This is a genomic window from Inquilinus sp. CA228, assembly GCF_052078665.1.
Taxonomy (GTDB): domain Bacteria; phylum Pseudomonadota; class Alphaproteobacteria; order DSM-16000; family Inquilinaceae; genus Inquilinus.
Map to the genome: position 1 here is coordinate 53,302 of NZ_JBQJIK010000017.1, position 26,788 is coordinate 80,089.

The following is a 26,788-nucleotide window of genomic DNA, read 5'->3' on the forward strand; positions in this document are numbered from 1 at the left end:
CCGGGGTTTTTGTCATGAGCGCGGCGATCAGTGGGCGAGGATCGCCAGCAGCAGCAGGGCCACGATGTTGGTGATCTTGATCATCGGGTTGACCGCCGGGCCGGCGGTGTCCTTGTAGGGGTCGCCGACGGTGTCGCCGGTGACAGCCGCCTTGTGCGCGTCCGACCCCTTGCCGCCGTGATTGCCCTCCTCGATGTACTTCTTGGCATTGTCCCAGGCGCCGCCGCCCGAGGTCATCGAGATGGCGACGAACAGCCCGGTCACGATGACGCCGAGCAGCATCGCCCCGAGCGCCGAGAAGGCGGCGGAGCGGCCGGCGATCACCTCGATCACGAAGTACAGCACGATCGGCGCCAGCACCGGCAGCAGCGACGGCACGATCATCTCGCGGATCGCCGCCTTGGTCAGCATGTCGACCGCGCGCTTGTAGTCCGGCCGGCTGGTGCCGGCCATGATGCCGGGATCCTCGCGGAACTGGCGGCGCACCTCCTCCACCACCGATCCGGCGGCGCGGCCGACCGCGGTCATGCCCATTGCACCGAACAGATAGGGCAGCAGGCCGCCGAGCAGCAGCCCGACGACGACATAGGGGTTGGCCAGGGAGAAATCGAGCGTCAGGCCCTGGAAGTAAGGGTGTTCGCCCGGGTTGGAGATGAAGAAATTCAGGTCCGAGGTGTAGGCCGAGAACAGCACCAGCGCACCGAGGCCGGCGGAGCCGATGGCATAGCCCTTGGTCACCGCCTTGGTGGTGTTGCCGACCGCGTCGAGCGCATCGGTGGTGACCCGGACCTCCGCCGGCAGGTCGGCCATCTCGGCGATGCCGCCGGCATTGTCGGTGACCGGGCCGTAGGCGTCGAGCGCCACGACCATGCCGGCCAGCGCCAGCATGCTGGTGACCGCGATGGCGATGCCGAACAGGCCGGCCAGCAGGTAGGTGACGATGATGGCGACGCAGATGATCAGCGCCGGGATCGCGGTCGATTCCATCGAGATCGCGAGGCCCTGGATCACATTGGTGCCGTGGCCGGTGGTCGAGGCCTGGGCGACCGACTGCACCGGCCGGAAGTTCGTGCCGGTGTAGTACTCGGTGACCCAGATCAAGAGGCCGGTGACGACCAGGCCGCTGACCCCGCACAGGAACAGCGACAGGCCGCTGAAGCTGCCGCCGCCGACGGTGTAGCTGCCGCCGAAGCCGATCACCACCCAGGTGACCAGGAGGATGCCGACCAGCGACAGCACGGCCGAGACCACGAAGCCGCGGTACAGCGCCCCCATGATGTTGTTCGAAGGCCCGAGCTTGACGAAGAAGGTGCCGGCGATCGAGGCCGGGATGCAGATGCCGCCGATCGCGAGCGGATAGACCATCATCCACGACATCACGCTGCCGAGCTGGGCGAAGAAGATCGAGGCCAGCACCATGGTGGCGACGGTGGTCACGGCATAGGTCTCGAACAGGTCGGCGGCCATGCCGGCGCAGTCGCCGACATTGTCGCCGACATTGTCGGCGATCACGGCGGGGTTGCGCGGGTCGTCCTCGGGGATGCCGGCTTCGACCTTGCCGACCAGGTCGGCGCCGACATCGGCGCCCTTGGTGAAGATGCCGCCGCCGAGGCGGGCGAAGATCGAGATCAGCGAGGCGCCGAAGCCGAGCGCCACCAGCGGATCGATCAGGCCGCGGCCGCTGGCGCCGGAGGCGAGCAGGATCGAGTAGTAGCCGGCGACCGCGATCAGGGCCAGGCCGGCCACCAGCATGCCGGTGACGGCGCCGGAGCGGAAGGCGATGGCAAGGCCGGCGGCCAGGCCCTGGCGGGACGCCTCGGCGGTGCGGACATTGGCGCGCACCGAGATGTTCATGCCGATGTAGCCGGCGGCACCCGACAGGACCGCGCCGATGATGAAGCCGATGCCGACCGAGATGCCGAGAAGCAGCGAGACGATGATGGCGATGACCACGCCGACCACGCCGATGGTGAGATACTGCCGGTTCAGATAGGCGCCGGCGCCTTCCTGAATCGCGGCGGCGATAGCCTGCATTCGGGCATCGCCCGGACTGGCCGACAACACGCTCCGTGAAGCCCACACGCCATAGGCTAACGCGCCGAGGCCGCAGGCCAGCACGAAGACAAGGACCGCTGACATCATTTTCTTGAGTCCCTCGCCCCTGTTGATGACGCACCGGCCCGCTTCAGGCCGGCTCCGCTTCTTTTGCGCGCAAACGATGCCAGAGCAGGAAGGTCAGGGCAATCAGCGTGAAATTTCTTTGCTTTGTGGCACTGGAGAGGGCTTGCAAGGCAGCGATTCGGGCCGTTTGAGGGCGTTTTGAAGCGGCGCCGCGCTCAGAAATGCCGCCAGCCGGTCAGCGACTCGACAGGGCTGCCCTGCGGGTCGAGCAAACGCGCCCCCTGCCCCGCCGCGACCCGGCCGATCCGCGTCACCGGCGTGCTCGCCCCCGCGGCCGCCGCCTCGATCGCGGCGCGGGCCGAGACCGGGGCGCTGAACAGCAGCTCGTAATCCTCGCCGCCGCCCCAGGCCACGTCCTGCAGGGCCGGGTCGAGGGCGATGGCGGCGCGGGCGGCGTCGGACAGCGGCAGCCGCGTCAGCTCGACCTCCGCCGCCGTGCCGGAGGCGTCGCAGAGATGCGGCAGATCGCCGGGCAGCCCGTCCGACACATCCATCGCCGCATGGGCCAGCCCGACCAGGGCGCGGCCGAGCGCCATCCGCGGCTCCGGCACGCGGTGGCGCTGCGCCAACGCCGCGGCGGCGTCGGGCGCCAGGCCGGGCAGCCGGCCGAGGATCACGCGCAAACCCAGCGCCGCGTCGCCCAGCGTGCCGCTGACATAGAGGTCGTCGCCGGGCCGGGCGCCGGAGCGGCGCAGCATCGCGCCCTGCGGCACCGTGCCGAAGGCGGTGACCGACAGCACCGCGGTCCCCGGGGTCCGCACCGAATCACCGCCGAGCAGGCCGATGCCATACAGCGCCTGGTCGGCCGCCAGCCCTTCGACGAAGCGTTCGATCCAGCTCTCGTCCGGCTGCACCGGCAGCGCCAGGGTCAAGGTATAGGCGAGAGGCGCCGCGCCCTTGGCCGCCAGGTCCGACAGGTTGGAGCGCACCAGCTTCTGCGCCACCCGCATCGGATCCTCGTCCGGCAGGTAGTGGACGGTCTCGACCATGGCGTCGGTGGTGACCACGAGGTCGCGGCCCTCGCCGGGGTCGAGCAGCGCCGCATCGTCGGCCAGGCCGAGCGCGCCGGGCGTGTTGCGGGCCAGCGGCCGGAAGTAGCGGTCGATGCGCTCGAACTCGCCGAGGCCCATGGCGGCTCCTGCGGTCAGCCGGCTCGGGGCTCGCCGCCCCTGGATTCATGGGGCCGCTGCTCGCGGGCGATGCGGTCGAGCACCGCATTCACCATCGCCGGCTCCTTGCCGCCGAAGAAGGCGCGGGTGACGTTGACATATTCCGAGATCACGATCGGCGCCGGCACGTGCAGATTGGCCAGCAGTTCCCAGGCCCCGGCCCGCATCACGCAGCGCAGCAGCAGGTCGAGCCGGGCCAGCGAGAACTGGCTGTCGAGCGCGCCGGACACCAGGGCGTCGACCTCCTCGCTGCGCACCCGGGTGCCGCGCACGATGTCGCCGAACAGCGGCGCGTCGGGCTCGACCATCGCCTCGCCCTCGACCGGCTCGCCGAAGCGGTGATGGACGAACTCGGCGATCACCTTGTCGAGCGGCGTGCCCGACTGCTCGAGCTGGTACAGCGCCTGGACGGCGGCGAGGCGCGCGGCGCCGCGGCGGGCCTTGGCGGAGGGTTTTGGAGTCGCCATCGGTCAGGCCGTGAGTTGCTTGAAATGCCGCTTGAGCTCGATCATCGCCAGGGCGGCCCGGGCGGCGCCGCCGCCCTTGTCCATCTCCGCGACCCTGGCGCGGGCCCAGGCCTGGGCCTCGGTCTCCACGGTCAGGATGCCGTTGCCGATGGCTAGGCCGTGGCGCAGGGCGAGGTCCTGCAGGCCGCGGGCGCTCTCGTTGCACACCGTGTCGTAATGCGAGGTCTCGCCGCGGATGACGCAGCCGAGCGCGACATAGCCGTCGAAGCGGCGGGCCGAGGTCGAGGCGATCTGCACCGCGGCCGGGATCTCCAGCGCCCCCGGAACGACGGCGCGCTCAAAGGTGGCGCCGATCTGCTCCAGCACCGCGACGGCGCCGCGCGCCAGCTCGTCGGTGATGTCCTCGTAGAAGCGGGCCTCGACGATCAGGATGTGCGGCGCTGGCCCCGTGAAGGACACCGGCCGCGTCTCGGTCTTGGCGACCATCTCAGTCCTCCTGGATGCCGGCGATGGCGCGCTGCTCGACCACGGTCAGGCCGTAGCCGTCGATACCGACGATGGTGCGGGGATGATTGGACAGCACGATCAGCTTGCGCACGCCGAGGTCGAGCAGGATCTGGGCGCCCACGCCGTAGTCGCGCAGCTCGTGCCCACTCTCCTTCGCCGGCATGCCCTCCAGCCGCCGCTGCAGCCGCTCGCTCAGGCTGTCCGGCTGCGGCTCGCGGATCAGCACCACGACGCCCCTGCCCTCGCGGCCGATCTCCGCCATGGCGCCGTGCAGGATGCCGGCATTGCCGCCATGGACGTCGCCGAGCACGTCGTCCAGCACGTTCAGCGCGTGCATCCGCACCGGCACCGGCTCGTCGCCGGAGATGTCGCCCTTCACCAGCACGACATGCTCGGCATAGCGCGCGGTGTTGACATAGACCATCATCTTCCAGTCGCCGCCCCAGCGGCTCTCGATCGTGGTCTCGAGCTTGCGCTCGACCAGCGATTCCTGGCAGCGGCGATAGGCGATCAGGTCGGCGATGGTGCCGATCTTGAGGTTGTGGAACTGGGCGAACTTCACCAGGTCCGGCAGCCGGGCCATGGTGCCGTCGTCGTTCATGATCTCGCAGATCACCCCGGCCGGATACAGCCCGGCCAGGCGCGAGATGTCGACCGCCGCCTCGGTGTGGCCGGTGCGCTCCAGCACGCCGCCGTCGCGCGCCACCAGCGGGAAGACATGGCCGGGGGTGGCGACGTCGGCCGGGCCGCAGGCCGGGTCGATCGCGACCGCGATGGTGCGGGCCCGGTCGGCCGCCGAGATGCCGGTGGTCACGCCCTCGCGCGCCTCGATCGAGACGGTGAAGGCGGTCTGGTGGCGCGAGGCGTTGCTGCGCGTCATCAACTGCAGGCCGAGCTCGTCGATCCGCTTGTGCTCCATCGCCAGGCAGATCAGGCCGCGGCCGTAGCGGGCCATGAAGTTGACCGCCTCGGCATCCGCCATCTGCGCCGGGATCACCAGGTCGCCCTCGTTCTCCCGGTCCTCATCGTCGACCAGGATGAACATGCGGCCCTGGCGCGCCTCCTCGATGATCTCGTCGATCGGCGAGAGCAGCGCCTGGTCGTCGGGGCTCAGCCGGCTGTCTTGCGATCCCGCAGCAGGCGCGCCGTGTACCGCGCCAGCATGTCGATCTCCAAGTTCACGCGGCGATCCGTGCTTAAGCTTCGAAAGGTCGTGCATGACTGCGTGTGCGGAATGATGTTGACGCCGAAGCGGCAGGTCCCCGACGGGGTGTCGGCGACCTCGTTGACGGTCAGCGAGACGCCCTCGATGGCGATCGAGCCCTTGGAGGCGATGGTGTCCGCCAGCTCGGCCGGGGCCTCGATGGTGAAGCGGACGCTGTCGCCCTCGGGCCGGCGGTCGATGATGGTGCCGACGCCGTCGACATGGCCGTAGACCAGATGGCCGCCGATCTCGTCGCCGAGCCTGAGCGAGCGCTCGAGATTGACCTCGGTGCCGACCGCCCAGTCGCCCAGCGTGCTGCGCGACAGGGTCTCGGCCGAGGCCTCGACCGCGAAGCGGCCGGGCCCGGTCTCGATCACGGTCAGGCAGACGCCGTTATGAGCGACCGACGCGCCGATCTCGATCGTCGCCGTGTCGAAGGCCGTCTCGATGATGTAGCGGGTGTCGCCTCGCCGCTCGATCGCCGCGACGCGCCCCACATCGGTGATGATGCCGCTGAACATGGCGGGCACCCTATGACGAGTGCGGTGTGGTTTCCAGCGAAACCACACGAAACCAGACGCAGCGGACGCCGGTCAGGGTCGCTCACCGCGCAGCTGCTCGACGAAGTCGCTGAACGCGCCGGGTTCCTGGAAGTCGCGGTAGACCGAGGCGTAGCGGATATAGGCGACCTTGTCGACGCCGCTCAGCGCCTTCATCACCATTTCGCCGATCGCCTTGGACGGGATCTCGCTCTCGCCCGAACTCTCGAGCTGGCGGACCAGCGAGTTGACGATCCGCTCCAGCCGCTCGATGTCGATGTCGCGCTTGCGCAGGGCGATGCGCATCGAGCGCAGCAGCTTCTCGCGGTCGAAGGGCTCGCGCTGGCCGGCCGACTTGATCACCGTCAGCTCGCGCAGCTGGATCCGCTCGAAGGTGGTGAAGCGGGCGCCGCAGGCCGGGCAGAAGCGCCGCCGCCGGATCGCCGAATTGTCCTCCGTGGGCCGCGAATCCTTCACCTGGGTATCGTCGTGGCCGCAGAATGGACAGCGCATCGGTGCCCCCGGAAATGGTTTCGCCCACAGCGAATGGATACCATCCGTTGTGGGCGAACCACAATCTATCGAGTGTCAGGCGGGACGGATTCCAATCCTGGACCGTCCCAAAGGCCTCAGAGGTCCGGGTAGATCGGGAACCGGGCGCAGAGCGTCTCGACCCGGGCCCGCACCGCCTTCTCGACCGCCGAGTTGTCCTCGGGGTTGGCGGCGAGGCCATCCAGCACCTCGACCGCCATCTCGCCGATCTGGCGGAACTCGGCCAGGCCGAAGCCGCGCGAGGTCGCGGCCGGGCTGCCCAGGCGGACGCCGGAGGTGATGGTCGGCTTCTCCGGATCGAACGGCACGCCGTTCTTGTTGCAGGTCATGCCGGCATGCTCGAGGCTGGCCTCGGCCGCCTTGCCGGTCAGCTTCTTCGGCCGCAGGTCGACCAGCATCAGATGCGTGTCGGTGCCGCCGGAGACGATGTCGAGCCCGCCGGCGCGCACGGTCTCGGCCAGCAGCTTGGCGTTGTCGACCACCGCCTTGGCGTACAGCTTGAACTCCGGCCGCAGCGCCTCGCCGAAGGCCACAGCCTTGGCGGCGATGACATGCATCAGCGGGCCGCCCTGCAGACCGGGGAACACGGCCGAGTTGATCTTCTTGCCGATGTCGAGGTCGTTCGTCAGCACCATGCCGCCACGCGGCCCACGCAGCGTCTTGTGCGTGGTCGTGGTGACGATGTGGGCGTGCGGCAGTGGGCTGGGATGCACGCCGCCGGCGACCAGCCCGGCGAAATGCGCCATGTCGACCATGAGATAGGCGCCGACCGAATCCGCGATCTGGCGGAAGCGCGGGAAGTCGATGACGCGCGGATAGGCCGAGCCACCGGCGACGATCAGCTTCGGCTTGTGCTCGGTGGCCAGGCGCTGCAGCTCGTCATAGTCGATCCGCGCGTCCTCGCGCCGGACGCCGTACTGCACCGCGTTGAACCACTTGCCGGACTGGTTCGGGGCGGCGCCGTGGGTCAGGTGGCCGCCGGCCGCCAGCGACATGCCGAGCACGGTGTCGCCCGGCTGCAGCAGGGCGAAGAACACCGCCTGGTTGGCCTGGGCGCCGGAATGCGGCTGGACATTGGCGAAGGCGCAGTCGAACAGCTTGCAGGCGCGCTCGATCGCCAGGGTCTCGGCGACGTCGACGAATTCGCAGCCGCCGTAGTAGCGACGGTTCGGATAGCCCTCGGCATATTTGTTGGTCAGGACCGAGCCCTGGGCCTCGAGCACGGCGCGCGAGACGATGTTCTCGCTGGCGATCAGCTCGATCTGCGTCTGCTGGCGCTTCAGCTCGTCCCGGATGCCGCGCAGCACGGCCGGGTCGGTGTCTTCCAGGCGGGCGGTGAAGAGGGAGCTGGCGGCGGTCATCTTGGCGGCGGAGTCGGGAGAGCTCATGGGCAAATCATCCTGGTCAGGCGGCAGGCGCGTCGAGCTTGGCGATGCGGTCGCCGTGCCGACCGCCTTCGTAGTCGGTGGACAGGAACACGGCAAGGCAATCCCGGGCGGTCTCGAAGCCGATGATTCGGGCGCCGAGCGCGAGCACGTTCGCATCGTTGTGCTGGCGGGACAGCCGGGCGGTGGTGACGTCGTGGCAAAGCGCCGCACGGATCCCGCGATGGCGGTTGACGGCGATCGAGATGCCGATGCCGGTGCCGCAGACCACGAGGCCGCGCGACGCCCGGCCGTCACCGATCGCCTGCGCCACGGCGTGGCCGAAATCAGGGTAATCGACCCGGTCCGGGCCGTTGGTGCCGAGGTCGAGCACCACCAGCCCCTGCGCCTCGATCACGGCCCGGAGCTGGTCCTTGAGGGCATAGCCGGCATGGTCGGCGGCGATGGCGACAGTCTTGGCGGCGTCGGTCATTTTGGTCCGGCGGAAGGGGTACGGGCGACCTTCGCATATTTTACGTTGGAGAGTGAGCCGGAACGTGGCTCAATTCGGGCGCGCGGGCCGGTTGGACCCGGCCGCAGCTTGCAGTTGTAGAATAGTCAGTAGTTTTCCCATTATCGTTGACATGCGCCATATCAAATGCGACCCCGTTGTCGCTGTTGACGACAGATAGAAAAGGATTTGAACAATGGAGGATCAAGCAAGCATGAGCGGTCGAAGCACTGCCGATCTGGTGCAGATGACCACCCAGATTGTGACATCCTATATTTCCCGCAACACGGTCCCGACCGATCAGCTCGGGACGGTGATCCAGACCATTCACGATGCATTGCGAAATGTCGGGTCCGCACCGGCGGCCGCACCGGCTCAGACGCCGGCCAAGCCGGCGGTGCCGATCCGGCGGTCGATCCAGCCGGACTACATTGTCTGCCTGGAGGACGGCAAGAAGCTGAAGATGCTGAAGCGGCACCTGCGGACGACCTACAGCCTGTCGCCCGAAGAGTACCGGGCGAAATGGGGCCTGCCGGCCGACTATCCCATGGTCGCGCCGAACTATGCGGCACAGCGCTCCGCCTTCGCCAAGAAGATCGGCCTGGGCAAGGCCCGGCACGGCTGATCGTCTGCGCCCGGGGCCGGGACGCCGCAGCGTTAGCCCGTATGCGGGCTTGGGCTGGCGGCGCCCCGGCCCCTGTGCTGTTATGCGCCCAGGTTTTTGATCGTTTCCGGAGTTCGCCCATGACTTCCGCCGCCGCCACCGCGGCCGCCAAGCCGGCACAGACCGGCCGTGCCGCCTTCCAGTGGGAGGACCCGCTCCTGCTCGAGGAACTGCTGACCGAGGAGGAGCGCATGGTGCGCGACGCGGCGCGCGCCTATTGCCAGGAGAAGCTGCTGCCGCGCGTGCTCGAGGCCAACCGGCACGAGGTCTTCCATCGCGAGATCATGAACGAGATGGGCGAGCTCGGCTTCCTCGGCTCGACCATCGACGGCTATGGCTGCGCCGGCGTCAACTATGTCTGCTACGGCCTGATCGCGCGCGAGGTCGAGCGCGTCGACAGCGGCTACCGCTCGGCCATGTCGGTGCAGTCGAGCCTGGTGATGCACCCGATCTATGCCTATGGCACCGAGGAGCAGCGCCAGAAGTACCTGCCGCGCCTGGCCACCGGCGAGATCGTCGGCTGCTTCGGCCTGACCGAGCCCGACGCCGGCTCCGACCCCGGCTCGATGAAGACCCGGGCGCGCAGCGTCGCCGGTGGCTACAGCCTGTCCGGCGCCAAGATGTGGATTACCAACTCGCCGATCGCGGACGTCTTCGTGGTCTGGGCCAAGGACGACAGCGGCGAGATCCGCGGCTTCGTGCTGGAGCGCGGCATGAAGGGCCTGTCCTCGCCGAAGATCGAGGGCAAGTTCTCGCTGCGCGCCTCGACCACCGGCGAGATCGTGATGGACGAGGTGTTCGTCCCGGAAGAGAATCTGCTGCCCAACGTCAAGGGGCTGAAGGGCCCGTTCGGCTGCCTGAACAACGCCCGCTACGGCATCGCCTGGGGCGCGATCGGCGCGGCCGAGTTCTGCTGGCACACCGCCCGGCAGTACACGCTGGACCGCAAGATGTTCGGCCGTCCGCTCGCCGGCACCCAGTTGATCCAGAAGAAGCTGGCCGACATGCAGACCGAGATCACCCTCGGCCTGATCTCGGCCCATCGCCTGGGCCAGCTCAAGGACGAGGGCAAGGCGGCGCCGGAGGCGATCAGCCTGATGAAGCGCAACAACTGCGGCAAGTCGCTCGACATCGCCCGCCAGGCCCGCGACATGCTCGGCGGCAACGGCATCGCCGACGAGTTCCACGTCATCCGCCACGTGATGAACCTGGAGGCGGTCAACACCTATGAAGGCACGCATGACGTGCACGCCCTGATCCTGGGCCGCGCCCAGACCGGCCTCGCCGCCTTCTGATCACGGCCAGACCGCGGACAAGCAAAAGGCGCGCCCCTCGGGACGCGCCTTTTTCGTGACCAAACGGCGGGCGGCCTCAGGCCGCGCTGGTCACCGGCTGGTCGGTGGTATAGGCGAGGTTGCCGGACCAGAAGCCCTCGAGCCGCCGCAGCGTGCCGTTCAGCGTCTCGACGTCGCCGACCCGCAGCCCCGTGCCCTCCAGCGCATCCGCCTGGCGGTTGAACATGGTCTCAAGCTTCGACCGCAGCGCCTGCCCCTTGCTGGTCAAACGGACCCGGGTGGAGCGCCGGTCATGCTGTGACCGCTCCTGCGCCAAATATCCGTTCTCGACCATTTTTTTGACGTTGTACGAGACATTCGAGCCCAGATAGTAGCCACGGGCGGTCAACTCGCCGATGGTCAGCTCGTCCATGCCGATATTGTAGAGAATCAGACTCTGGACGTTGTTGATATCTTGGACGCCAAAACGGTCCAACTCTACCTTGACCACATCCAGAAAGCAGCGATGAAGCCGCTCAATGAGTGCGGTCATGCGGTAATAGGGATGATGCATTCAGACCTCCGACCCACTGGCGCTTTGTACTATCTAGACCGCCGTTCTACCACTCATAAAGCCACTTTAGACAAAATCATCCAAAACGAAAGTGTTGTGAGCAGGACAGGTGTTTACCGCAATTTGCACCGCATTCAGCACGAATTCACGCTAGATCGATGCTTTCGGTTGCCGCAGAGGACATTTTTGATCCCATTGCCCGACGTTATCAACCCTTCGCGTAAAAGAGCAATTCCCTTGGCGGAAGGGCGATGCGTGGCGGGCCGCCGCACCAGGTTGTTTCCGGCCGAGGCTCCGTCCTAAAGTGCGGCCGCCATCTTAGTCTTTGAGTGACATCATGCCCCGCCTGCCCTTCCCCGGAGCCTACCCGACCACCCGGATGCGACGCCTGCGCACCGACGGCTGGATCCGCGAGCTGGTGGCCGAGACCCGGCTGGGCCCGTCCGATCTGATCTGGCCGATCTTCGTGGTCGAGGGCGACCGCAGGCAGCCGGTCGAATCGCTGCCCGGCGTCACCCGCTTCGACCTCACGAGCGCGGTCGAGGCCTGCCGCCACGCCCGCGACCTCGGCATCCCGGCGGTGGCGCTGTTCCCGATGATCGACCGGGCCCTGCGCAGCGAGGACGGCGCCGAGGCCTGCAGGGCCGGCAACCTGGTGTGCCGTGCCATCGGCGCGATCAAGGCGGCGGTGCCGGATCTGGGCATAGTCGTCGACGTCGCCCTCGACCCCTTCACCAGCCACGGCCATGACGGGCTGATCCGCGACGGCCGGATCCTGAACGACGAGACGGTCGAGATCCTGGTCCGCCAGGCGCTGGTCCAGGCCGAGGCCGGGGCCGACATCGTGGCGCCGTCCGACATGATGGACGGCCGCATCGGCGCGATCCGCGCGGCGCTGGACGGCGCCGGCCGGCAGGACGTCAAGATCATGGCCTATTCGGCGAAATACGCCTCGGCCTTCTACGGCCCGTTCCGCGACGCGGTCGGGTCGACCGGCGTGCTGGTCGGCGACAAGAAGACCTACCAGATGAACCCGGCCAACACCGACGAGGCGCTGCGCGAGGTCGAGCTCGACCTGCGCGAAGGCGCCGACATGGTGATGGTGAAGCCGGGCCTGCCCTATCTCGACATCATCCGCCGGGTGCATGACGGCTTCGGCGTGCCGGTCTTCGCCTATCAGGTCAGCGGCGAATACGCGATGCTGAAGGCGGTGGCGCAGAATGGCTGGCTCGACTACGACAAGGCGCTGATCGAGGTGCTGACCGCGTTCAAGCGCGCCGGAACCTCGGGCGTGCTGACCTATGGCGCCGTCGAGGCGGCGGAACTGCTGGCCTAGCTCGCCGCCAGCCAGTCGCGGATCGGGGCGGTCTGGTCCGCCGCCATCAGCGCCGGGGCGTGGCCGCAGCCGGGGATGGTGAGCAGCGTGGTGCCCGGCCGCGCCGCCATGCGCTCGGCGGTGGTCGCGGTCAGCAGGTCCGACTCCGCGCCGCGGATCACCAGCACCGGGCAGCGGATCTGGTCCCAGACCATCCACAGGTCGACATCGGCGACCGGGCCGGCGAAGGCGGCGGCGAAGGCGGGGTCGTAGGCCAGGCCGAGCGTGCCGTCCTGCCGGCGGCGGGCGCTGTGCTCGGCCAGATGCCGCCACTGCCCGTCGGTCAACGGCCCGAAGGGCGCGTGCACCCGCCGCAGATAGGCTTCGAGCTCGCCGGGATCGGCGAAGACCGGGTCCTGCCCGACATAGGACCCGATTCGCAGCAGCGCCGCCTGTGGAATGAACGGGCCGACATCGTTCAGCACCAGCCGCCGGATCGGATTGTTCGGCTGGGCCGCCAGCATCATGCCGATCAGCCCGCCCATCGAGGTGCCGATCCAGTCCACCTCCGGCACGTCGAGCCGGGCGATCAGCGCCGCGGCGTCGCCGAGATACTGCGGATAGCCGTAGAGGGCGGGGTTGGCGAGCCAGCCGCTGCGGCCGCGGCCGACCACGTCCGGGCAGACGACCCTGCGGCCGGACCAGGCCAGGTCCGCCGCGAGCCTATCGAAGTCGCGGCCGTTGCGGGTCAGCCCGTGCACGCACAGCACCGGCGGCTGCGCGCGGTCCTCGCCCCAGGCGACATAGGCCAGGCGGTGGAAGCCGCCGAGGCCGAGCCCGAGGAACTGATGTTCGACCGGCTCCATCTCAGGCCGCCCGGGCACTGGCCGGGCGCAGCGCGCCATCCTCGACCTGGACGAAGCGGCGGGCCTCGAAGCCGTTGAACCGGGTCTGCAGCACGTTGGAATAGGCGCCGATCTGGCCGAACTCGATCCAGTCACCCTCGCGCACATCCTCCGGCAGCGGCGAAGTGCCGGGCAGGCTGTCATAGCTGTCGCAGGTCGGGCCGAACAGGGCGAAGCTGGCCAGCCTGCCACCGGTGCCGCCCGGCCGCAGCAGCCGCACCGGATAGACGGTGCGGAACAGCTTCATGTCGGCCAGGCTGCCATAGGCGCCGTCGTTCATGTACAGGCGGTGGCCGCGCCGGAACTCGACCTTCACCACCAGCGAGCAGCCCTCGGCCACCAGGGCCCGGCCGGGCTCGCAGAACACGGCGCGGTCGGGGTCGGCCGGCAGCCGGGCCAGGCCGGCGCGGATGGCGGCGACGAAGGCGGAGAGCGGCGGCGCCTCGGTGCCGACATAGGCGGCGGGGAAGCCGCCGCCGACATCGATCACCGGCACCTTCACCCCGGCCCTGGCCAGGATGCCGGCGCAGATCGTCAGCGCGCTCTCATAGGCGCCCGGATCCAGGCATTGCGAGCCGACATGGAAGGTCAGGCCGGCGCGGTTGCCGGTGGCGGCGATGCGGCGCAGCAGCGCCGGCGCGGCCTCGATCTCGGCCCCGAACTTGCCGCTGAGGTCGCAGACCGAATCGAAGCGGGGCATGTCGACCCGCAGCACCAGGGTCAGGTCGCGCGCCCCGCCGGTCACGGCCAGGATCTTGTCCAGCTCCTCCTCATGGTCGAGGCAGAAGGTGCGGATGCCGTAGCGGCGATAGGCCAGCTCGACCGCTTGGCGATTCTTCACCGGATGCATGTAGTGCGAGACGGTGCCGGGCAGCGCCGCCGCGGCCTCGATCTCGTTCAGCGAGGCGACGTCGAAATCGCGCAGGCCGCCGGCATGCAGCCCGGCCAGCACCGCCGGATGGTCGTTGCACTTGACCGCGTACATCACCGTGCCGGGGAACTGACGCCGGAACTCCGCCGCCGACTCGCGCAGCACCCGGGGCCGCAGGCAGTAGACCGGCTCCTCGGGGCGGAGGGCGGTGACCATGGCGAGGGCGTCGGCGAAGGACTCCATCGAACGCTCCTGGAACGCTGGACCGCCGCCGGACGCGCGGCACGTCTGCATCATCTGGGGAGTGCCGGTCGCTTGGCTAGCCCCCCGCGAAAATAGACCGAAGCGCATCCGGCGCCACGGCCCGACCCTGCGCCTCCATGGTGCCTCGCTTCGAAACGGACAGATTATTATAACACAGCAGCGCCGCGACCGATCCCGGGCGGCACGGAGACATGACCGATGAGATGGCTTCGCCGCGGCGCGATCGCGCTGGCCTGCCTCCTGCTGCTGCTCGTGGTGCTGGCCGGCGCCGGCCTGTGGTGGCTGCGCACCGGGGTGCCGGCCGAATCGGGGACCGTCGCGCTCGACGGCCTGTCCGGACCGGTCCGGATCTACCGCGACGGCCACGGCGTGCCGACGATCTTCGCCCAGAGCGACGGCGACGCCTATTTCGCCTTGGGCTATCTGCACGCCCGCGACCGGTTGTGGCAGATGGAGCTGCAGCGCCGGATCGGCGCCGGCCGGCTGGCCGAGTTGGTCGGCGCAGGCGGGTTGAAGCTGGACAAGCTGATGCGGACGCTCGGCATCTACCGCCTGGCCGAGGCCGATGTCGCCGCCCAGTCGCCGGAGCTGCGCTCGGCCCTCGACCGCTACGCCGCCGGGGTCAACGCCTGGATCGACGGCCATCCCGGCGCGCTGCCGCCCGAATTCACCCTGCTGTGGACCCGGCCGGAGCCGTGGCGGCCGGCCGACACGCTGGTCTGGAGCAAGCTGATGGCGCTGCAGCTGTCGGCCAATTATCGCGACGAGATCCTGCGCGCCCAGGTGATCGCCCGGCTGGGGCCGGAGCGGGCCCGCACCCTGTTCCCCGATCTCGGCGCGCTGCCGCCCGCCACCCTCGCCGCCCTCGACCAAGCCGCGCCGATGCTGACGGCGCTGGCCGAGGCGCTGCCGCCGCCGCTGGGGCCCCGCACCGCGTCGAATGAATGGGTGGTCGGGCCCAGTCGCACCGACACCGGTGCGCCGATCCTGGCCAACGACCCGCATCTGGGGCTGAGCGCGCCGATCCGGTGGTACCTGGCGCGGATCGAGACCCCGACCCTGTCGGTCGCCGGCGCCACCGCGCCCGGCGTGCCGCTGACCATCCTGGGCCAGAACCGGCGGATCGCCTGGGGCTTCACCACCACCGGCGCGGATGTGCAGGACCTGTTCCTGGAGACGGTCGACCCGGCCGACTCGACCCGCTACCGGACGCCGGACGGCAGCGCCGCCTTCGAGACCCGGACCGAGACCATCGCCGTCTCCGGCGGCGACCCGGTGACGCTGACCATCCGCGGCACCCGGCACGGGCCGGTGCTGTCCGACCTCGACCCCGGCATGGCGGAGCTGGCGGGCAAGGACAAGGTCGTCGCCCTCGCCTTCACCGCCCTCGCCCCCGGCGACACCACCGCCGATGCGCTGTACCGGCTGAACCGCGCCGGCACCTGGCCGGAGTTCCTGGCCGCGATGCGATTCTTCCGCACCCCGATCCAGAACGTCGCCTATGCCGATGCCGACGGCGATATCGGCTTCCTGGTCCCGGGGGCGATCCCGATCCGGCGTTCCGGCCGCGGCGAGCTGCCGGCGGACGGCGCCTCGGGCGCGCAGGACTGGACCGGCACCATCCCGTTCGAGGCCCTGCCCCAGGCCCTGAACCCGCCCGGCGGCGCCATCGCCAACGCCAACAACGCCGTGGTCGGGCCAGGCTATCCCTACTATCTCGGCGACGGCTATGACGACCCCTACCGCGCCCGGCGCATCGTCGAGCTGCTGGACGCCGACGGCCCGAACACGGTCGCGCGCAGCCAGGCGATGCAGGCCGACACGCTGACGACGGAGGCGCGGGAGCTGCTGCCGCTGATGACGGCCATCGACCCCACCGACGACCGCATGGCCAAGGCCCTGGCGCTGCTGCGCGGCTGGGACCTGCGGATGGACCGCAACCGGCCGGAGCCGCTGGTCTACATGGAATGGCTGCGGCGCTTCGCCCATGCCGTGTTCGACCCGCCGCTCGGCCCCCTGGCCGAGGATTATTTCGGGCTGCACCCGACAATCCTGGCGACGATCCTGACCCGCGACCCGTCCTGGTGTGGCGACGCTGAGGCCTCGGCCTCGGCCTCGGCCCCGCCGGCCGACTGCACGGCCCTGCTGCGCCGGACCCTGGGCGAGGCGCTGGACGCGCTGGCACAGCGCCACGGCGCCGACATGGCCGCCTGGCGCTGGGGCGCCGAGCACATCGCGCCGCTGGAGGCCCAGGTGCTGTCGCGCGTGCCGGTGATCGGCGGCCTGATCTCGCTGGCGACCCCGACCGATGGCGGGCCCTACACCCTGAACCGGGGCGCCACCACGATCACCGATCCGGAGGCGCCCTATGCCCACACGCACGGCGCCGGCTATCGCGCCGTCTACGACCTGGCGGACCGCGGCCGGTCGCGCTTCATGATCGCCACCGGCCAGTCCGGCAACCCGCTGTCGCCGCATTGGGGGGACCTGGTCGCGGATTGGCGAGACGGAAGATACTTGACGTTGTCCGGTGGCGAGGCTGATCTCGCCGCAGCCGGGGAGTCGCTGACGACCCTGCAGCCGCGCCAATGACAGGACCCCAGATGAGCCCCGCCCCGCTGCCGGTCACCATCGACGACATCCGCGCCGCCGCCGCGGCCCTCGAGGGCCAGGTGGCCCGGACGCCGGTCATTCCGGCGCCGCTTCTGTCCGGCATCCTCGGCTGCGAGCTGGTCCTGAAGCTGGAGACGCTGCAGCGCACCGGATCGTTCAAGGACCGCGGCGCCTACAACAAGCTGCGCTCGCTCGACAAGGCGCAGCGCAAGCGCGGCGTGGTCGCCATGTCGGCCGGCAACCACGCCCAGGGCGTCGCCTACCACGCCACCCGCCTGGGCATCCCCTCGACCATCGTGATGCCGACCTTCACCCCCTTCACCAAGGTGGCGAAGACCGAGGGCTACGGCGCCAAGGTGGTGCTGGTGGGCCAGACCCTCGACGACAGCATGGGCCATGCCCGCAAGCTGGTGGATGCGGAAGGGCTGACCCTGATCCACCCCTATGACGACCCCTACATCATCGCCGGCCAGGGCACGGCGGGGCTGGAGATCCTGGCCGACGTGCCGGATCTCGACGACCTGGTGGTGCCGATCGGCGGCGGCGGGCTGATCTCCGGCATCGCCATCGCCGCCCGGTCGATCAACCCGTCGATCCGGATCACCGGGGTCGAGGCCGCGCTCTATGCCTCGATGAGCGATGCGGTGGCCGGCCGCACCGGCATCTATGGCGGCGCCACCATCGCCGAGGGCATCGCGGTGAAGAGCCCGGGCGTCCTGACCCGGCAGATCATCGCCGCGCTGGTCGACGACATCGTCGCGGTCGAGGAGACGGTCCTGGAGCAGGGCGTGCACCAGCTGATGACCCAGCAGAAGCTGGTGGCAGAGGGCGCCGGCGCCGCCGGCATCGCCGGCATCCTGGCCAATCCGGAACGCTTCGCCGGGCGCAAGGTCGGCGTGGTGGTGTGCGGCGGCAACATCGACCCGCGCATCCTGGCCTCGATCCTGATGCGCGGCCTGGTGCGCAACGGCCAGCTGGCCCGGCTGCGCATCGAGATCGAGGACTCGCCGGGGGTGTTGAGCAGCATCGCCGGCATCATCGGCACCACCGGCGGCAACATCATCGAGACCTATCACCAGCGGCTGTTCTTCCAGATCCCGGTGAAGCGGGCCGATATCGACGTGGTGGTCGAGACCCGCGACCGCGCCCATGTCGACGTCATCATCGGCAAGCTGATGGAGGGGGGCTATCCGGCGACGCTGCTGAGCGACGTCGGGGCGTGAGCGGGCGGCCGGAGCCGGCCTCGGGAACCCGAATGGAGCGCGTGCTGATCACCGGCATGTCCGGGACCGGGAAGACCGCGGTGATCCGCGAGCTGGCGGCGCGGGGGCACGACGCCCGCGACCTCGACACGCCGGAATGGTCGGAATGGGTCGACGCCGATCCTGCCGACACGCTGACCCCGGGCGAGGGCAAGGACTGGGTCTGGCAGGAAGATCGGGTGCGCGACCTGCTGACCGCGCCGCGCGGCGCGCCGCTGTTCGTCAGCGGCACCTGCGAGACCATGGGCCGGTTCCTGCCCCTGATCGATGTCGTGATCCTGCTCTCCGCCCCGATCGAGACGCTGCTGCAGCGGCTGGCGGCGCGCGGCCCCGACGGCTACGGCCACACTGCGGAGGAGCGACGCAAGGTGGTCGAGTTGGTCGGGATGGTCGAGCCGCTGCTGCGGCAATCCGCCGACCACGAGATCGACACGCGCCGGCCGGTCGCGGCCACCGTCGACGAGATCCTGCGGCTGACATGAGGCCGCGGTGGATTCCGTCTGCATAGCCCGGCATGGCGGACCGGCCTCCGAGTCGCTTGCCGACGATCCGGCACTGTGGTGCAGTATGGGCGTGAGGTTGGCCACCCGGCCCAGGAGCGCTTGATGTCCGTCATCGACGGCAAGCTCGGTCGTCTGCAGCATTTCTACCGGTCAGGCCCCCTGCCCTGCCCCTATATCCCCGGCCGTGTCGAGCGCAAGCTGTTCACCCGGCTGAACGGCGGCGACGCCCGGGCGCTGAACACCACCCTGTCGCAGGCCGGGTTCCGGCGCAGCCACGACATCGTCTACCGCCCGGTCTGCCCCGGCTGCCGCGCCTGCGTGCCGGTGCGGATCCCGGTGGCGCGGTTCGCGCCCGGCCGCAGCATGCGCCGGGCCTGGACCGCCAATCTCGACCTCGCCCGCCGCTCGGCCCTGCCGATCGGCAGCGACGAGCAGTTCGCCCTGTTCCTGCGCTACCAGCGGCACCGGCACGGCGACAGCGACATGGCGCGGATGTCGCGGGCCGATTACGGCAGCATGATCGAGGAAGGCAGCGGCAGCGCCGCGCTGATCGAGTTCCGCGACCCGACCGGCGCCCTGCGCGCGGCGGCGCTGGTCGACGTGCTGGAGGACGGGCTGTCCGCCGTCTACAGCTTCTACGACCCCGACGTGCCGGAGCGCAGCCTCGGCACCTATGTGATCCTGGCCCTGGTCGAGGAGGCGCGGCGGACCGGCATCGACCACGTCTATCTCGGCTACTGGATCGCGCAGAGCCACAAGATGGCCTACAAGGCTCGCTTCCAGCCGCTGGAAGCCCTCACCGACAACGGCTGGATGACGCTCGACCCGGACGTGTGACCTCTCCGTCCCAGCGGCGCAGCAAAGACCGACATCGATGCCTCCCGAGCGGCCTCCGACGCCAATCGCCGGTTGGTCTTGCCCGCGAAAGCTGATATTTCGCAGCGGCGAATTGCATCGGTCCAATCAACGGCGCTGAAGTGCCCAAGAACGGGGGAGGTCAGATGGGGGCTTTGCTGGGTGCCAGCCGCGTCATCGACGCGGTGAACGGCTGGGTCGGGCGAACCGTATCCTGGCTCGTGCTCGCCGCCATCCTGGTCAGCGCCGGCAACGCCATCCTGCGGAAAGCCTTCTCGCTCAGCTCCAACGCCTGGCTGGAACTGCAATGGTACCTGTTCTCCGCCGTCTTCCTGCTGGCCGCGGGCTATACGCTGCTGAAGGGTGAGCACGTCAAGGTCGACATTTTGTACGGCCGCTGCTCGCGCCGGACCCAGCTCCGGATCGAGATCTTCGGCACCCTGTTCTTCCTGCTGCCCTTCTGCGTCATCTCCATCCTGCTGTCCTGGCCGGTGGTGGTGGACAAAATCGTCAGCGGCGAGACGTCGGGCGATGCCGGCGGCCTGATCCGCTGGCCGGTCTGGGCCCTGATCCCGGCCGGGTTCGCCCTGCTGGCGCTGCAGGGGCTGTCGGAGCTGGTCAAGCGGATCGCCATCCTGTCGGGCCGCATGCCCGACATCGTCCAGACGCACGGCCACGAAGCCGACCCGCTCTGAGCCGGCCCACCAGCCCCTGAAGGTCCGTCCGCATGACGCAGTTCCTGATCGAGAACATGGCGCCGATCATGTTCGCCTGCCTGGTGGTCGTGCTGCTGCTCGGCTACTCGGTCGCTTTCTCTCTCGCCGCGGTCGGCTTCATCTTCTATCTGGTCGGCGTCGAGCTCGGCGTGCTGCAGTTCAACCTGATCGGGGCGATCCCCGATCGGTTCTACCAGCAGATGTCGAACGAGACGCTGCTGGCGGTGCCGTTCTTCACCTTCATGGGGTTGATCCTCGAGCGCAGCGGCATGGCCGAGGACCTGCTGGACACGATCGGCCAACTGTTCGGCCCGGTCCGCGGCGGCCTGGCCTATGCGGTGATCTTCGTCGGCGCCCTCCTGGCCGCCACCACCGGCGTGGTCGCCGCCTCGGTGATCTCGATGGGGCTGATCTCGCTGCCGATCATGCTGCGCTACGGCTATGACCGGTCGCTCGCCTCCGGCGTCATCGCCGCCTCCGGCACGCTGGCCCAGATCATCCCGCCCAGCCTGGTGCTGATCATCATGGCCGACCAGCTCGGCAAGTCGGTCGGCGACATGTATCAGGGGGCGCTGCTGCCGGGCCTCATCCTGACCGGCCTCTACGCCGGCTACATCCTGATCATGTCGATCGTCCGGCCGGACAGCGCCCCGGCGCTGCCACCCGAAGCGCGCACGCTGCGCGGCCTGGCGCTGGCCGGCCGGGTGGTCACCTCGCTGGTCCCGCCCTTGGTGCTGATCTTCCTGGTGCTGGGCACGATCTTCCTCGGCATCGCCACGCCGACCGAGGGCGGCGCCATGGGCGCGGTCGGCTCGCTGGTGCTGGCGGCGCTCAACCGGCGCCTGAACTGGACCATGATCCGCCAGGCGCTGGACACCACGACCAAGCTCTCCGCCTTCGTGCTGTTCATCCTGCTCGGCGCCCGCGTCTTCTCGCTGACCTTCTACGGCCTCAACGGCCATGTCTGGGTCGAGCACCTGATGACCTCGGTGCCGGGCGGCGTGCTGGGCTTCCTGATCGTCGCCAACCTCCTGGTCTTCGTGCTGGCCTTCTTCCTCGACTATTTCGAGCTGGCCTTCATCATCGTGCCGCTGCTGGGAGCGGCGGCCGCGAGCCTGGGCATCGACCTGATCTGGTTCGGCGTGCTGCTGGCGGTCAACATGCAGACCTCGTTCATGCACCCGCCCTTCGGCTTCTCGCTGTTCTACCTGCGCTCGGTGGCGCCGACGCGGCCCTATCGCGACAAGGTCACCGGCCGCACCACGGCGCCAGTGACGACCGGACAGATCTATCTCGGCGCGATCCCCTTCGTGGCGATCCAGGTCCTGATGGTCGCGATCGTGATCGCCTTCCCGGGGCTGGTGACCCACTACAAATCGGGCCAGGTCGAGGCCGATCCGACCACGATCGACGTCAACGTGCCGATGCCGGGCGCCGACGGCGCCAACCCGTTCGGCACCCCGGCCGCGCCCGATTTCGGCACCCCGCCGCCGCCGGATTTCGGTGCCCCGCCGGCCCCGGCGCAGCCCGGCGATCCGCTGCCCCCGCCCGACTTCAAATAGCCAGCAGAAAGGGCCGGTCCCGCGAAGGACCGGCCCTGGTCGGTTCAGCGGAAGGCTGGCTTACTTGCCGGCCGCCTGCTGGGCATAGACGTAGCTGTCATAGGTGTATTCGGCCACGCGGAACCACTGATAGGCCTCGCCGCGGAACTTCTTCCACGGCTCGTAGATCGCCTTCCAATTGGCGTTCGAGGCGGAGAGCTCGTCGTACAGCTTGAACGATTCGACATAGGCGGCGTCGAGCACATCGCGCGGCAGCGGGCGCAGCTGCACGCCCTTGCCGACCAAGCTGCGGATCGCCGCGATGTTCTTCACGTCGTACAGTGCCAGCATGTTGAAGTTGGCGATCTCGGTGGCCGCAGCCAGCGCCTTCTTGTAGCTGTCCGGCAGCGCCTCGTACTTGTCCTTGTTGAACAGGAAATGCACGGTCGGGCCGCCTTCCCAGAAGGCCGGGTAGTAGTAGAACTTGGCGACCTGGTAGAAGCCGAGCTTCTCGTCGTCATAGGGCCCGACCCATTCGGTGGCGTCGATCGTGCCCCGCTCCAGCGCCGGGTAGATGTCGCCGCCGGCGATCTGCTGCGGCACCACGCCGATACGCTCGACCACCCGGCCGGCGAGGCCGGCGATGCGCATCTTGAGGCCCTTGAGGTCGGCCAGCGACTTGACCTCGCTGCGGAACCAGCCGCCCATCTGTGTGCCGGTGTTGCCGCCGGGGAAGCCGACCACGCCGTAATTGGCAAAGAAGGTGTTCAGCAGGTCGTTGCCGCCGCCGTGATACAGCCAGGCGTTCTGCTGCCGGGCGTTGAGGCCGAACGGGATCGACGAGCCGATGGCGAAGGTCGGGTCCTTGCCGACATAGTAGTAGGCGACGGTGTGCGCCGCCTCGACCGTGCCGTTCTGGGTGGCGTCCAGCGCCTGCAAGCCGGGCACCAGCTCGCCCGAGGGGAAGACCTGGATCTGGAACTTGCCGTCGGTCAGGTCGGACAGCGTCTTCGACAGCACGTCGGCGCCGCCATAGATGGTGTCGAGCGACTTCGGAAAGCTCGACGCCAGGCGCCATTTGACCTCGGGCTTGTCCTGCGCGATCGCCGGCGCCGCCAGCGGCGCGGCCGCCAGGCCAACCCCCGCGGTCGCGATGAAATTCCGCCGTTTCATATTTGGGCTCCCCCCTGTTCGCATCGAGCGTGGTTTCCGCAAGTCGCCGCGGTCGTCCGCCGCGGCGCTGCTGCCATCTAATGAAACTCGGACATGGGACGCAACGCCGCTTCTGCGTCGTTGCGTCCTTTTGGTCTCAGGCGTCGCGGCGCTGGGCCAGGCCGTCGATCTTTGCCAGCAGCACGCCAGCCAGGGCGCCCTTGAGAATCGCCGCCGGGATGAACGGCCACAGGCCGGCGGCGATCGCCGCCGCCGGGCCGACCAGCGTCGCCAGCCAGGGCACGCCGGTGACGAAGGGGATCAACGAGGCGACGGTGATGGCCACGGCCATGCCGACGAGGCTGCGGGTCCAGCCGCGCTCGACCGCCAGGCCCATCAGCGCGGCCGAAGCCAGGAAGCCGACCAGGTAGCCCGTGGTCGGGCCGGCGAAATAGGCCGGGCCGGCGGCCGGGCCGGCGAAGACCGGCAGGCCGGCGAGACCCTCGGCCAGATAGGCCAGCATGGTCAGCCCGCCCAGGCGCCAGCCATAGGCGCCGCCGATCAGCAGCACCACGGCGGTCTGCATCGTCATCGGCACCGGGTAGAACGGCACCTGGATCTTGGCCGACAGCGCCATCAGCGCCGTGCCCAGCACCACCAGCACGGCAGAGCGCAGCAGGCCCGACTGGCCGTCGGCGCGCCACAGCGAGAGCATCGGGGGAAGGGTGCGGGTGGTCATGTCAGGACTCCAATTGTCTTCTTCTTAAGGGGTCTCACGAGAACCTGTTGTTCTGCGGGAAGCCGCGCGGTGGCAGGTTGCCGGTGCGGCCCCGGGCGGTGACCGGGATCTCCGGCTCGGTGCGGGTGCGGCCGCCGCCCATCTGCCAGATCAGCCCTTCCTCGCGCTTGAAGGTGGTCAGGTCCGACAGCGCGGCGCCGTGATACTTCTGCAGCGTCACGCCCTTGCCGCGCGACATCTCCGGCAGCTCGGACAGCGGGAAGCACAGCAGGCGCCGGTTGGTGCCGACCACCGCCACGGTGTCGCCGGTGATCGGGCGGCAGACCGCCGCCTTGGCGCCGTCGTTCAGGTTCAGCACCTGCTTGCCGGCCCGGGTCTGGGCGATCACGTCGCTCTCCGGCACCACGAAGCCGCGGCCGTCGGTCGAGGCCAGCACCAGCTTGCGGCCGGGGACATGGGCCAGCAGTGCGACGATGTCGGCGTCGTTGGCGAGGTCGACCATCATCCGCACCGGCTCGCCGAAGCCGCGGCCGCGCGGCAGCTTGTCGGCACCGAGCGTGTAGAAGCGGCCGTCGCTGCCAAACAGCAGGATCTTGTCGGTGGTCTCGGCCTGCAGCACGAAGCCTTCGGCGTCACCGTCCTTGTACTTGATCTCGGCCGGCTCGAGGCCGTGGCCGCGCAGGGCGCGGATCCAGCCCTTCTCCGACAGGAACACGGTGATCGGCTCGCGCTCGATCTGCGGCTCGATCGAGACCACCACGGCCGAGGGCGGCTCGCCGATCTTGGTGCGGCGGCGGCCGAGCTCGGTGTCCTGGCCGAAGCGCTTCTTGATCTGCGCGATCTCGGCCGCGATCGACTTCCAGCGCTTGCCCTCGTCGGCCAGCAGCGCCAGCAGGTCGTCGCGCTCGCCCGAGAGGCCGTCGAACTCGCGCCGGATCTCCAACTCCTCGAGCTTGCGCAAGGACCGCAGCCGCATGTCGAGGATGGCGTCGGCCTGCAGCTCGGTCAGGCTGAAGCGCGCCATCAGCCCCTGCTTCGGCTCGTCCTCCTCGCGGATGATGCGGATCACCTCGTCGAGGTCGAGGAAGACGATCAGGTAGCCGCTCAGGATCTCCAGCCGCCGCTCGATCTTGGCCAGCCGGTGGCGCGACCGCCGCTCCAGCACCACGTAGCGATGATCGAGGAAGCCCTGGCAGACGTCCTTCAGCCCCATCACCCGAGGGACGTTGGTGGCGTCCAGCACGTTCATGTTCAGGCTGAAGCGGGTCTCCAGCTCGGTCAGCCGGAACAGCTGCTCCATCAGCATGTCGGCTTCGACGTTGCGGCTCTTCGGCACCAGGATGATGCGGACATCCTCGGCCGATTCGTCACGCACATCCTCCAGCGTCGACAGCTTCTTGGCGGTGACGATCTCGGCCAGCTTCTCGATCAGCCGCGACTTCTGCACCTGGTACGGGATCTCGGTGACCACGATCTGGTACAGGCCGAGCGGCTGCTTCTCGATCTCCCAGCGCGCCCGGACGCGGAAGGCGCCGCGGCCGGTGGCATAGGCCTCGCGGATCGCCGCGGTGGATTCGACCAGCTCGCCGCCGGTCGGGAAGTCCGGGCCCTGGACCACGGTCAGCAGGTCGTCGACCGTAGCCGCGGGCCGCTTGATCAGGATCTGCAGCGCGTCGCAGATCTCGCCGACATTGTGCGGCGGGATCGAGGTCGCCATGCCGACCGCGATGCCCTGGCTGCCATTGGCCAGCAGGTTCGGGAAGGCCGCCGGCAGCACCACCGGCTCGCGGCCTTCGCCGTCATAGGTCTCGCGGAAATCGACCGCGTCGTCGTCGATCCCTTCCAGCAGCGCCTCGGCGACGGCGGTCAGCCGGGCCTCGGTGTAGCGCATCGCCGCGGCGTTATCGCCGTCGATGTTGCCGAAATTGCCCTGGCCGTCGACCAGCCGGTAGCGCTGGGCGAAATCCTGCGCCATGCGCACCAGCGCGTCGTAGATCGAGGCGTCGCCATGCGGGTGGTACTGGCCGATGACGTCGCCGACCACGCGGGCCGATTTCTTCGGCGGCGTGGTCGAGGCCAGGCGCAGCTGCCGCATCGCATAGAGCAGCCGGCGGTGCACCGGCTTGAGCCCGTCGCGGACATCGGGCAGCGAGCGCGAGGTGATGGTCGACAGCGCGTAGTTGAGGTAACGGGTGCTCAGCGCGTCATGCAGCGGCACCGGCAGGATCGACTCGGAAGGCTTGGTGGTCATGCTCGAAAGTCTAGCGTAACGGCGCGGCCGACCGAAGCGCGCTTCGGCGGTACGCCTCGACAAACCGGGTCCGCGCCTCGGGCGGGGCCTTCCCGGCCTGGGCGAAGAGGTGGCGGTCGACGAAATGACCGGTGAGGTCCAGCCCCGCGGCCACAGCGGCGGGTGTCGCCGGCTCGCGCCCGGTCAGGAATCCGGGCAGCGGCAGCAGCCGGTCGCGATAGGGCCCGGCGGCGGAGAGCGACACCGCCCGGCCCGTCTTCGGGCTGATGAAGGCGAGATGGTCGTTGCTGCCGGTGACGGCGCAGCGCGAGACATCGAGCCCGAAGCCGAGCACGCCGAGCAGCCCGACCTCCCACTGCACATAGGCGGCGTCCCAATGCGGCGTGGTCAGCGTGTCGAGGAAGGCCAGCGTGCCGTCATAGACCGCCGGCAGCGGCTGCCGCTCGGCCAAAGCGGCGTCGAGCACGGCGCAGGCCGAGACCAGGGCCAGCAGCCGCAGCGGCTCGTCCATGATCGCGGCGGCGGGGGTGCGATCGACCTCGAGGGTGTAGGTGCCGAGATGGTCGGCCAGCCGGCCGCGCCACTGCGCCGAGACCAGCGTGCCCGGCGGCAGCTGGGCCCGCCGGCGCTGGCCGTGGACGACGCCCAGGTGCCGGCCGTGCTCGCGGGTCAGCACGCCGGCGATCAGCGCCGCCTCGCCATGCGGGCGGACGGTCAGGACGATGCCGTCGTCGCGCCAGTCCACATCATGCCCCGTCCAAGCTCATCCCGACCGTATAGCACGAAACGGGAACA

25 protein-coding genes are annotated in these 26,788 nt (G+C 69.3%); 9 read left to right on the top strand and 16 right to left on the bottom strand.

Going from position 1 to position 26,788, the window contains the following annotated elements; all coding sequences use genetic code 11:
• Window positions 1-27 precede the first annotated feature (27 nt).
• The 9 genes from ACTOWL_RS10570 to rpiB all read right to left on the bottom strand — a co-directional run bounded on the left by ACTOWL_RS10570 (window position 28) and on the right by rpiB (window position 8,476).
• Window positions 28-2,139 (bottom strand): sodium-translocating pyrophosphatase, encoded by a 2,112-nt coding sequence (locus ACTOWL_RS10570; protein WP_441321179.1) that lies wholly within the window; start codon window positions 2,137-2,139, stop codon window positions 28-30.
• A 197-nt stretch (window positions 2,140-2,336) separates the two neighbouring features.
• On the bottom strand, window positions 2,337-3,311 hold the full coding sequence (gene thiL / locus ACTOWL_RS10575) for a thiamine-phosphate kinase (RefSeq protein WP_441321180.1): 975 nt from the start codon (window positions 3,309-3,311) through the stop codon (window positions 2,337-2,339).
• A 14-nt stretch (window positions 3,312-3,325) separates the two neighbouring features.
• Window positions 3,326-3,817 (bottom strand): transcription antitermination factor NusB, encoded by a 492-nt coding sequence (gene nusB / locus ACTOWL_RS10580; protein ID WP_441321181.1) that lies wholly within the window; start codon window positions 3,815-3,817, stop codon window positions 3,326-3,328.
• A 3-nt stretch (window positions 3,818-3,820) separates the two neighbouring features.
• On the bottom strand, window positions 3,821-4,303 hold the full coding sequence (locus ACTOWL_RS10585) for a 6,7-dimethyl-8-ribityllumazine synthase (protein WP_441321182.1): 483 nt from the start codon (window positions 4,301-4,303) through the stop codon (window positions 3,821-3,823).
• Window position 4,304: 1 nt separating this feature from the next.
• The gene (ribB, locus tag ACTOWL_RS10590; RefSeq protein WP_441321223.1) at window positions 4,305-5,438 is read right to left on the bottom strand and encodes a 3,4-dihydroxy-2-butanone-4-phosphate synthase; all 1,134 of its coding nucleotides are present in this window, start codon (window positions 5,436-5,438) and stop codon (window positions 4,305-4,307) included.
• Complete coding sequence (locus ACTOWL_RS10595; protein WP_441321183.1) at window positions 5,435-6,049, bottom strand: riboflavin synthase; 615 nt, start codon at window positions 6,047-6,049, stop codon at window positions 5,435-5,437. Before ACTOWL_RS10595 ends, ribB begins: the two co-directional genes overlap by 4 nt.
• A gap of 72 nt (window positions 6,050-6,121) precedes the next feature.
• Window positions 6,122-6,580 (bottom strand): transcriptional regulator NrdR, encoded by a 459-nt coding sequence (nrdR, locus tag ACTOWL_RS10600; protein WP_441321184.1) that lies wholly within the window; start codon window positions 6,578-6,580, stop codon window positions 6,122-6,124.
• Between the two features lie 116 nt (window positions 6,581-6,696).
• Entirely contained in the window at window positions 6,697-7,980 is a 1,284-nt protein-coding gene (gene glyA, locus ACTOWL_RS10605) for a serine hydroxymethyltransferase (RefSeq protein ID WP_441321224.1), read from the bottom strand.
• A gap of 43 nt (window positions 7,981-8,023) precedes the next feature.
• Window positions 8,024-8,476 carry a ribose 5-phosphate isomerase B gene (gene rpiB, locus ACTOWL_RS10610; RefSeq protein ID WP_441321185.1) on the bottom strand — a complete coding sequence of 151 codons (453 nt, stop codon included), beginning with the start codon at window positions 8,474-8,476 and terminating at the stop codon, window positions 8,024-8,026.
• A gap of 232 nt (window positions 8,477-8,708) precedes the next feature.
• Between rpiB and ACTOWL_RS10615 the strand changes: the two genes are divergently transcribed.
• Both ACTOWL_RS10615 and ACTOWL_RS10620 read left to right on the top strand, forming a co-directional pair.
• Window positions 8,709-9,119 carry a MucR family transcriptional regulator gene (locus ACTOWL_RS10615; RefSeq protein ID WP_441321186.1) on the top strand — a complete coding sequence of 137 codons (411 nt, stop codon included), beginning with the start codon at window positions 8,709-8,711 and terminating at the stop codon, window positions 9,117-9,119.
• A gap of 119 nt (window positions 9,120-9,238) precedes the next feature.
• On the top strand, window positions 9,239-10,453 hold the full coding sequence (locus ACTOWL_RS10620) for an acyl-CoA dehydrogenase (protein WP_441321187.1): 1,215 nt from the start codon (window positions 9,239-9,241) through the stop codon (window positions 10,451-10,453).
• Between the two features lie 76 nt (window positions 10,454-10,529).
• Here ACTOWL_RS10620 and ACTOWL_RS10625 read toward each other — a convergent pair whose 3' ends face one another.
• A complete protein-coding gene (locus ACTOWL_RS10625; protein ID WP_441321188.1) occupies window positions 10,530-11,006 on the bottom strand; it encodes a MarR family winged helix-turn-helix transcriptional regulator in 477 nt (158 codons plus the stop codon).
• Between the two features lie 337 nt (window positions 11,007-11,343).
• Here ACTOWL_RS10625 and hemB point away from each other — a divergent pair, with 337 nt between their 5' ends.
• On the top strand, window positions 11,344-12,342 hold the full coding sequence (gene hemB / locus ACTOWL_RS10630; protein ID WP_441321189.1) for a porphobilinogen synthase: 999 nt from the start codon (window positions 11,344-11,346) through the stop codon (window positions 12,340-12,342).
• On the opposite strand, the gene ACTOWL_RS10635 is transcribed toward hemB, so the two are convergent.
• Both ACTOWL_RS10635 and ACTOWL_RS10640 read right to left on the bottom strand, forming a co-directional pair.
• Window positions 12,339-13,187: an alpha/beta fold hydrolase gene (locus tag ACTOWL_RS10635; protein WP_441321190.1), complete on the bottom strand. Its 849-nt coding sequence runs from the start codon at window positions 13,185-13,187 to the stop codon at window positions 12,339-12,341. The genes hemB and ACTOWL_RS10635 overlap by 4 nt on opposite strands.
• A 1-nt stretch (window position 13,188) precedes the next feature.
• Entirely contained in the window at window positions 13,189-14,340 is a 1,152-nt protein-coding gene (locus ACTOWL_RS10640; protein WP_441321191.1) for a type III PLP-dependent enzyme, read from the bottom strand.
• 219 nt (window positions 14,341-14,559) lie between these two features.
• Here ACTOWL_RS10640 and ACTOWL_RS10645 point away from each other — a divergent pair, with 219 nt between their 5' ends.
• The 6 genes from ACTOWL_RS10645 (at window position 14,560) to ACTOWL_RS10670 (ending at window position 21,872) form a co-directional block, all read left to right on the top strand.
• The gene (locus ACTOWL_RS10645; protein WP_441321192.1) at window positions 14,560-16,953 is read left to right on the top strand and encodes a penicillin acylase family protein; all 2,394 of its coding nucleotides are present in this window, start codon (window positions 14,560-14,562) and stop codon (window positions 16,951-16,953) included.
• An 11-nt stretch (window positions 16,954-16,964) separates the two neighbouring features.
• Window positions 16,965-18,197, top strand: a complete 1,233-nt coding sequence (locus ACTOWL_RS10650) for a threonine ammonia-lyase (protein ID WP_441321193.1) — start codon at window positions 16,965-16,967, stop codon at window positions 18,195-18,197.
• 32 nt (window positions 18,198-18,229) lie between these two features.
• A complete protein-coding gene (locus ACTOWL_RS10655; RefSeq protein ID WP_441321194.1) occupies window positions 18,230-18,718 on the top strand; it encodes an AAA family ATPase in 489 nt (162 codons plus the stop codon).
• Between the two features lie 123 nt (window positions 18,719-18,841).
• Window positions 18,842-19,576 (top strand): arginyltransferase, encoded by a 735-nt coding sequence (locus ACTOWL_RS10660; RefSeq protein WP_441321195.1) that lies wholly within the window; start codon window positions 18,842-18,844, stop codon window positions 19,574-19,576.
• Between the two features lie 164 nt (window positions 19,577-19,740).
• Window positions 19,741-20,289 (top strand): TRAP transporter small permease subunit, encoded by a 549-nt coding sequence (locus ACTOWL_RS10665; RefSeq protein WP_441321196.1) that lies wholly within the window; start codon window positions 19,741-19,743, stop codon window positions 20,287-20,289.
• Window positions 20,290-20,321: 32 nt separating this feature from the next.
• Complete coding sequence (locus ACTOWL_RS10670; protein WP_441321197.1) at window positions 20,322-21,872, top strand: TRAP transporter large permease; 1,551 nt, start codon at window positions 20,322-20,324, stop codon at window positions 21,870-21,872.
• Window positions 21,873-21,932: 60 nt separating this feature from the next.
• Here ACTOWL_RS10670 and ACTOWL_RS10675 read toward each other — a convergent pair whose 3' ends face one another.
• From ACTOWL_RS10675 to recO, 4 genes are all read right to left on the bottom strand, one after another.
• A complete protein-coding gene (locus tag ACTOWL_RS10675) occupies window positions 21,933-23,024 on the bottom strand; it encodes a TRAP transporter substrate-binding protein (protein WP_441321198.1) in 1,092 nt (363 codons plus the stop codon).
• A gap of 136 nt (window positions 23,025-23,160) precedes the next feature.
• The gene (locus ACTOWL_RS10680) at window positions 23,161-23,742 is read right to left on the bottom strand and encodes a biotin transporter BioY (protein WP_441321199.1); all 582 of its coding nucleotides are present in this window, start codon (window positions 23,740-23,742) and stop codon (window positions 23,161-23,163) included.
• 34 nt (window positions 23,743-23,776) lie between these two features.
• Window positions 23,777-25,993 (bottom strand): DNA topoisomerase IV subunit A, encoded by a 2,217-nt coding sequence (gene parC / locus ACTOWL_RS10685; protein WP_441321200.1) that lies wholly within the window; start codon window positions 25,991-25,993, stop codon window positions 23,777-23,779.
• 10 nt (window positions 25,994-26,003) lie between these two features.
• On the bottom strand, window positions 26,004-26,738 hold the full coding sequence (gene recO / locus ACTOWL_RS10690) for a DNA repair protein RecO (RefSeq protein ID WP_441321201.1): 735 nt from the start codon (window positions 26,736-26,738) through the stop codon (window positions 26,004-26,006).
• Window positions 26,739-26,788: the final 50 nt, after the last annotated feature.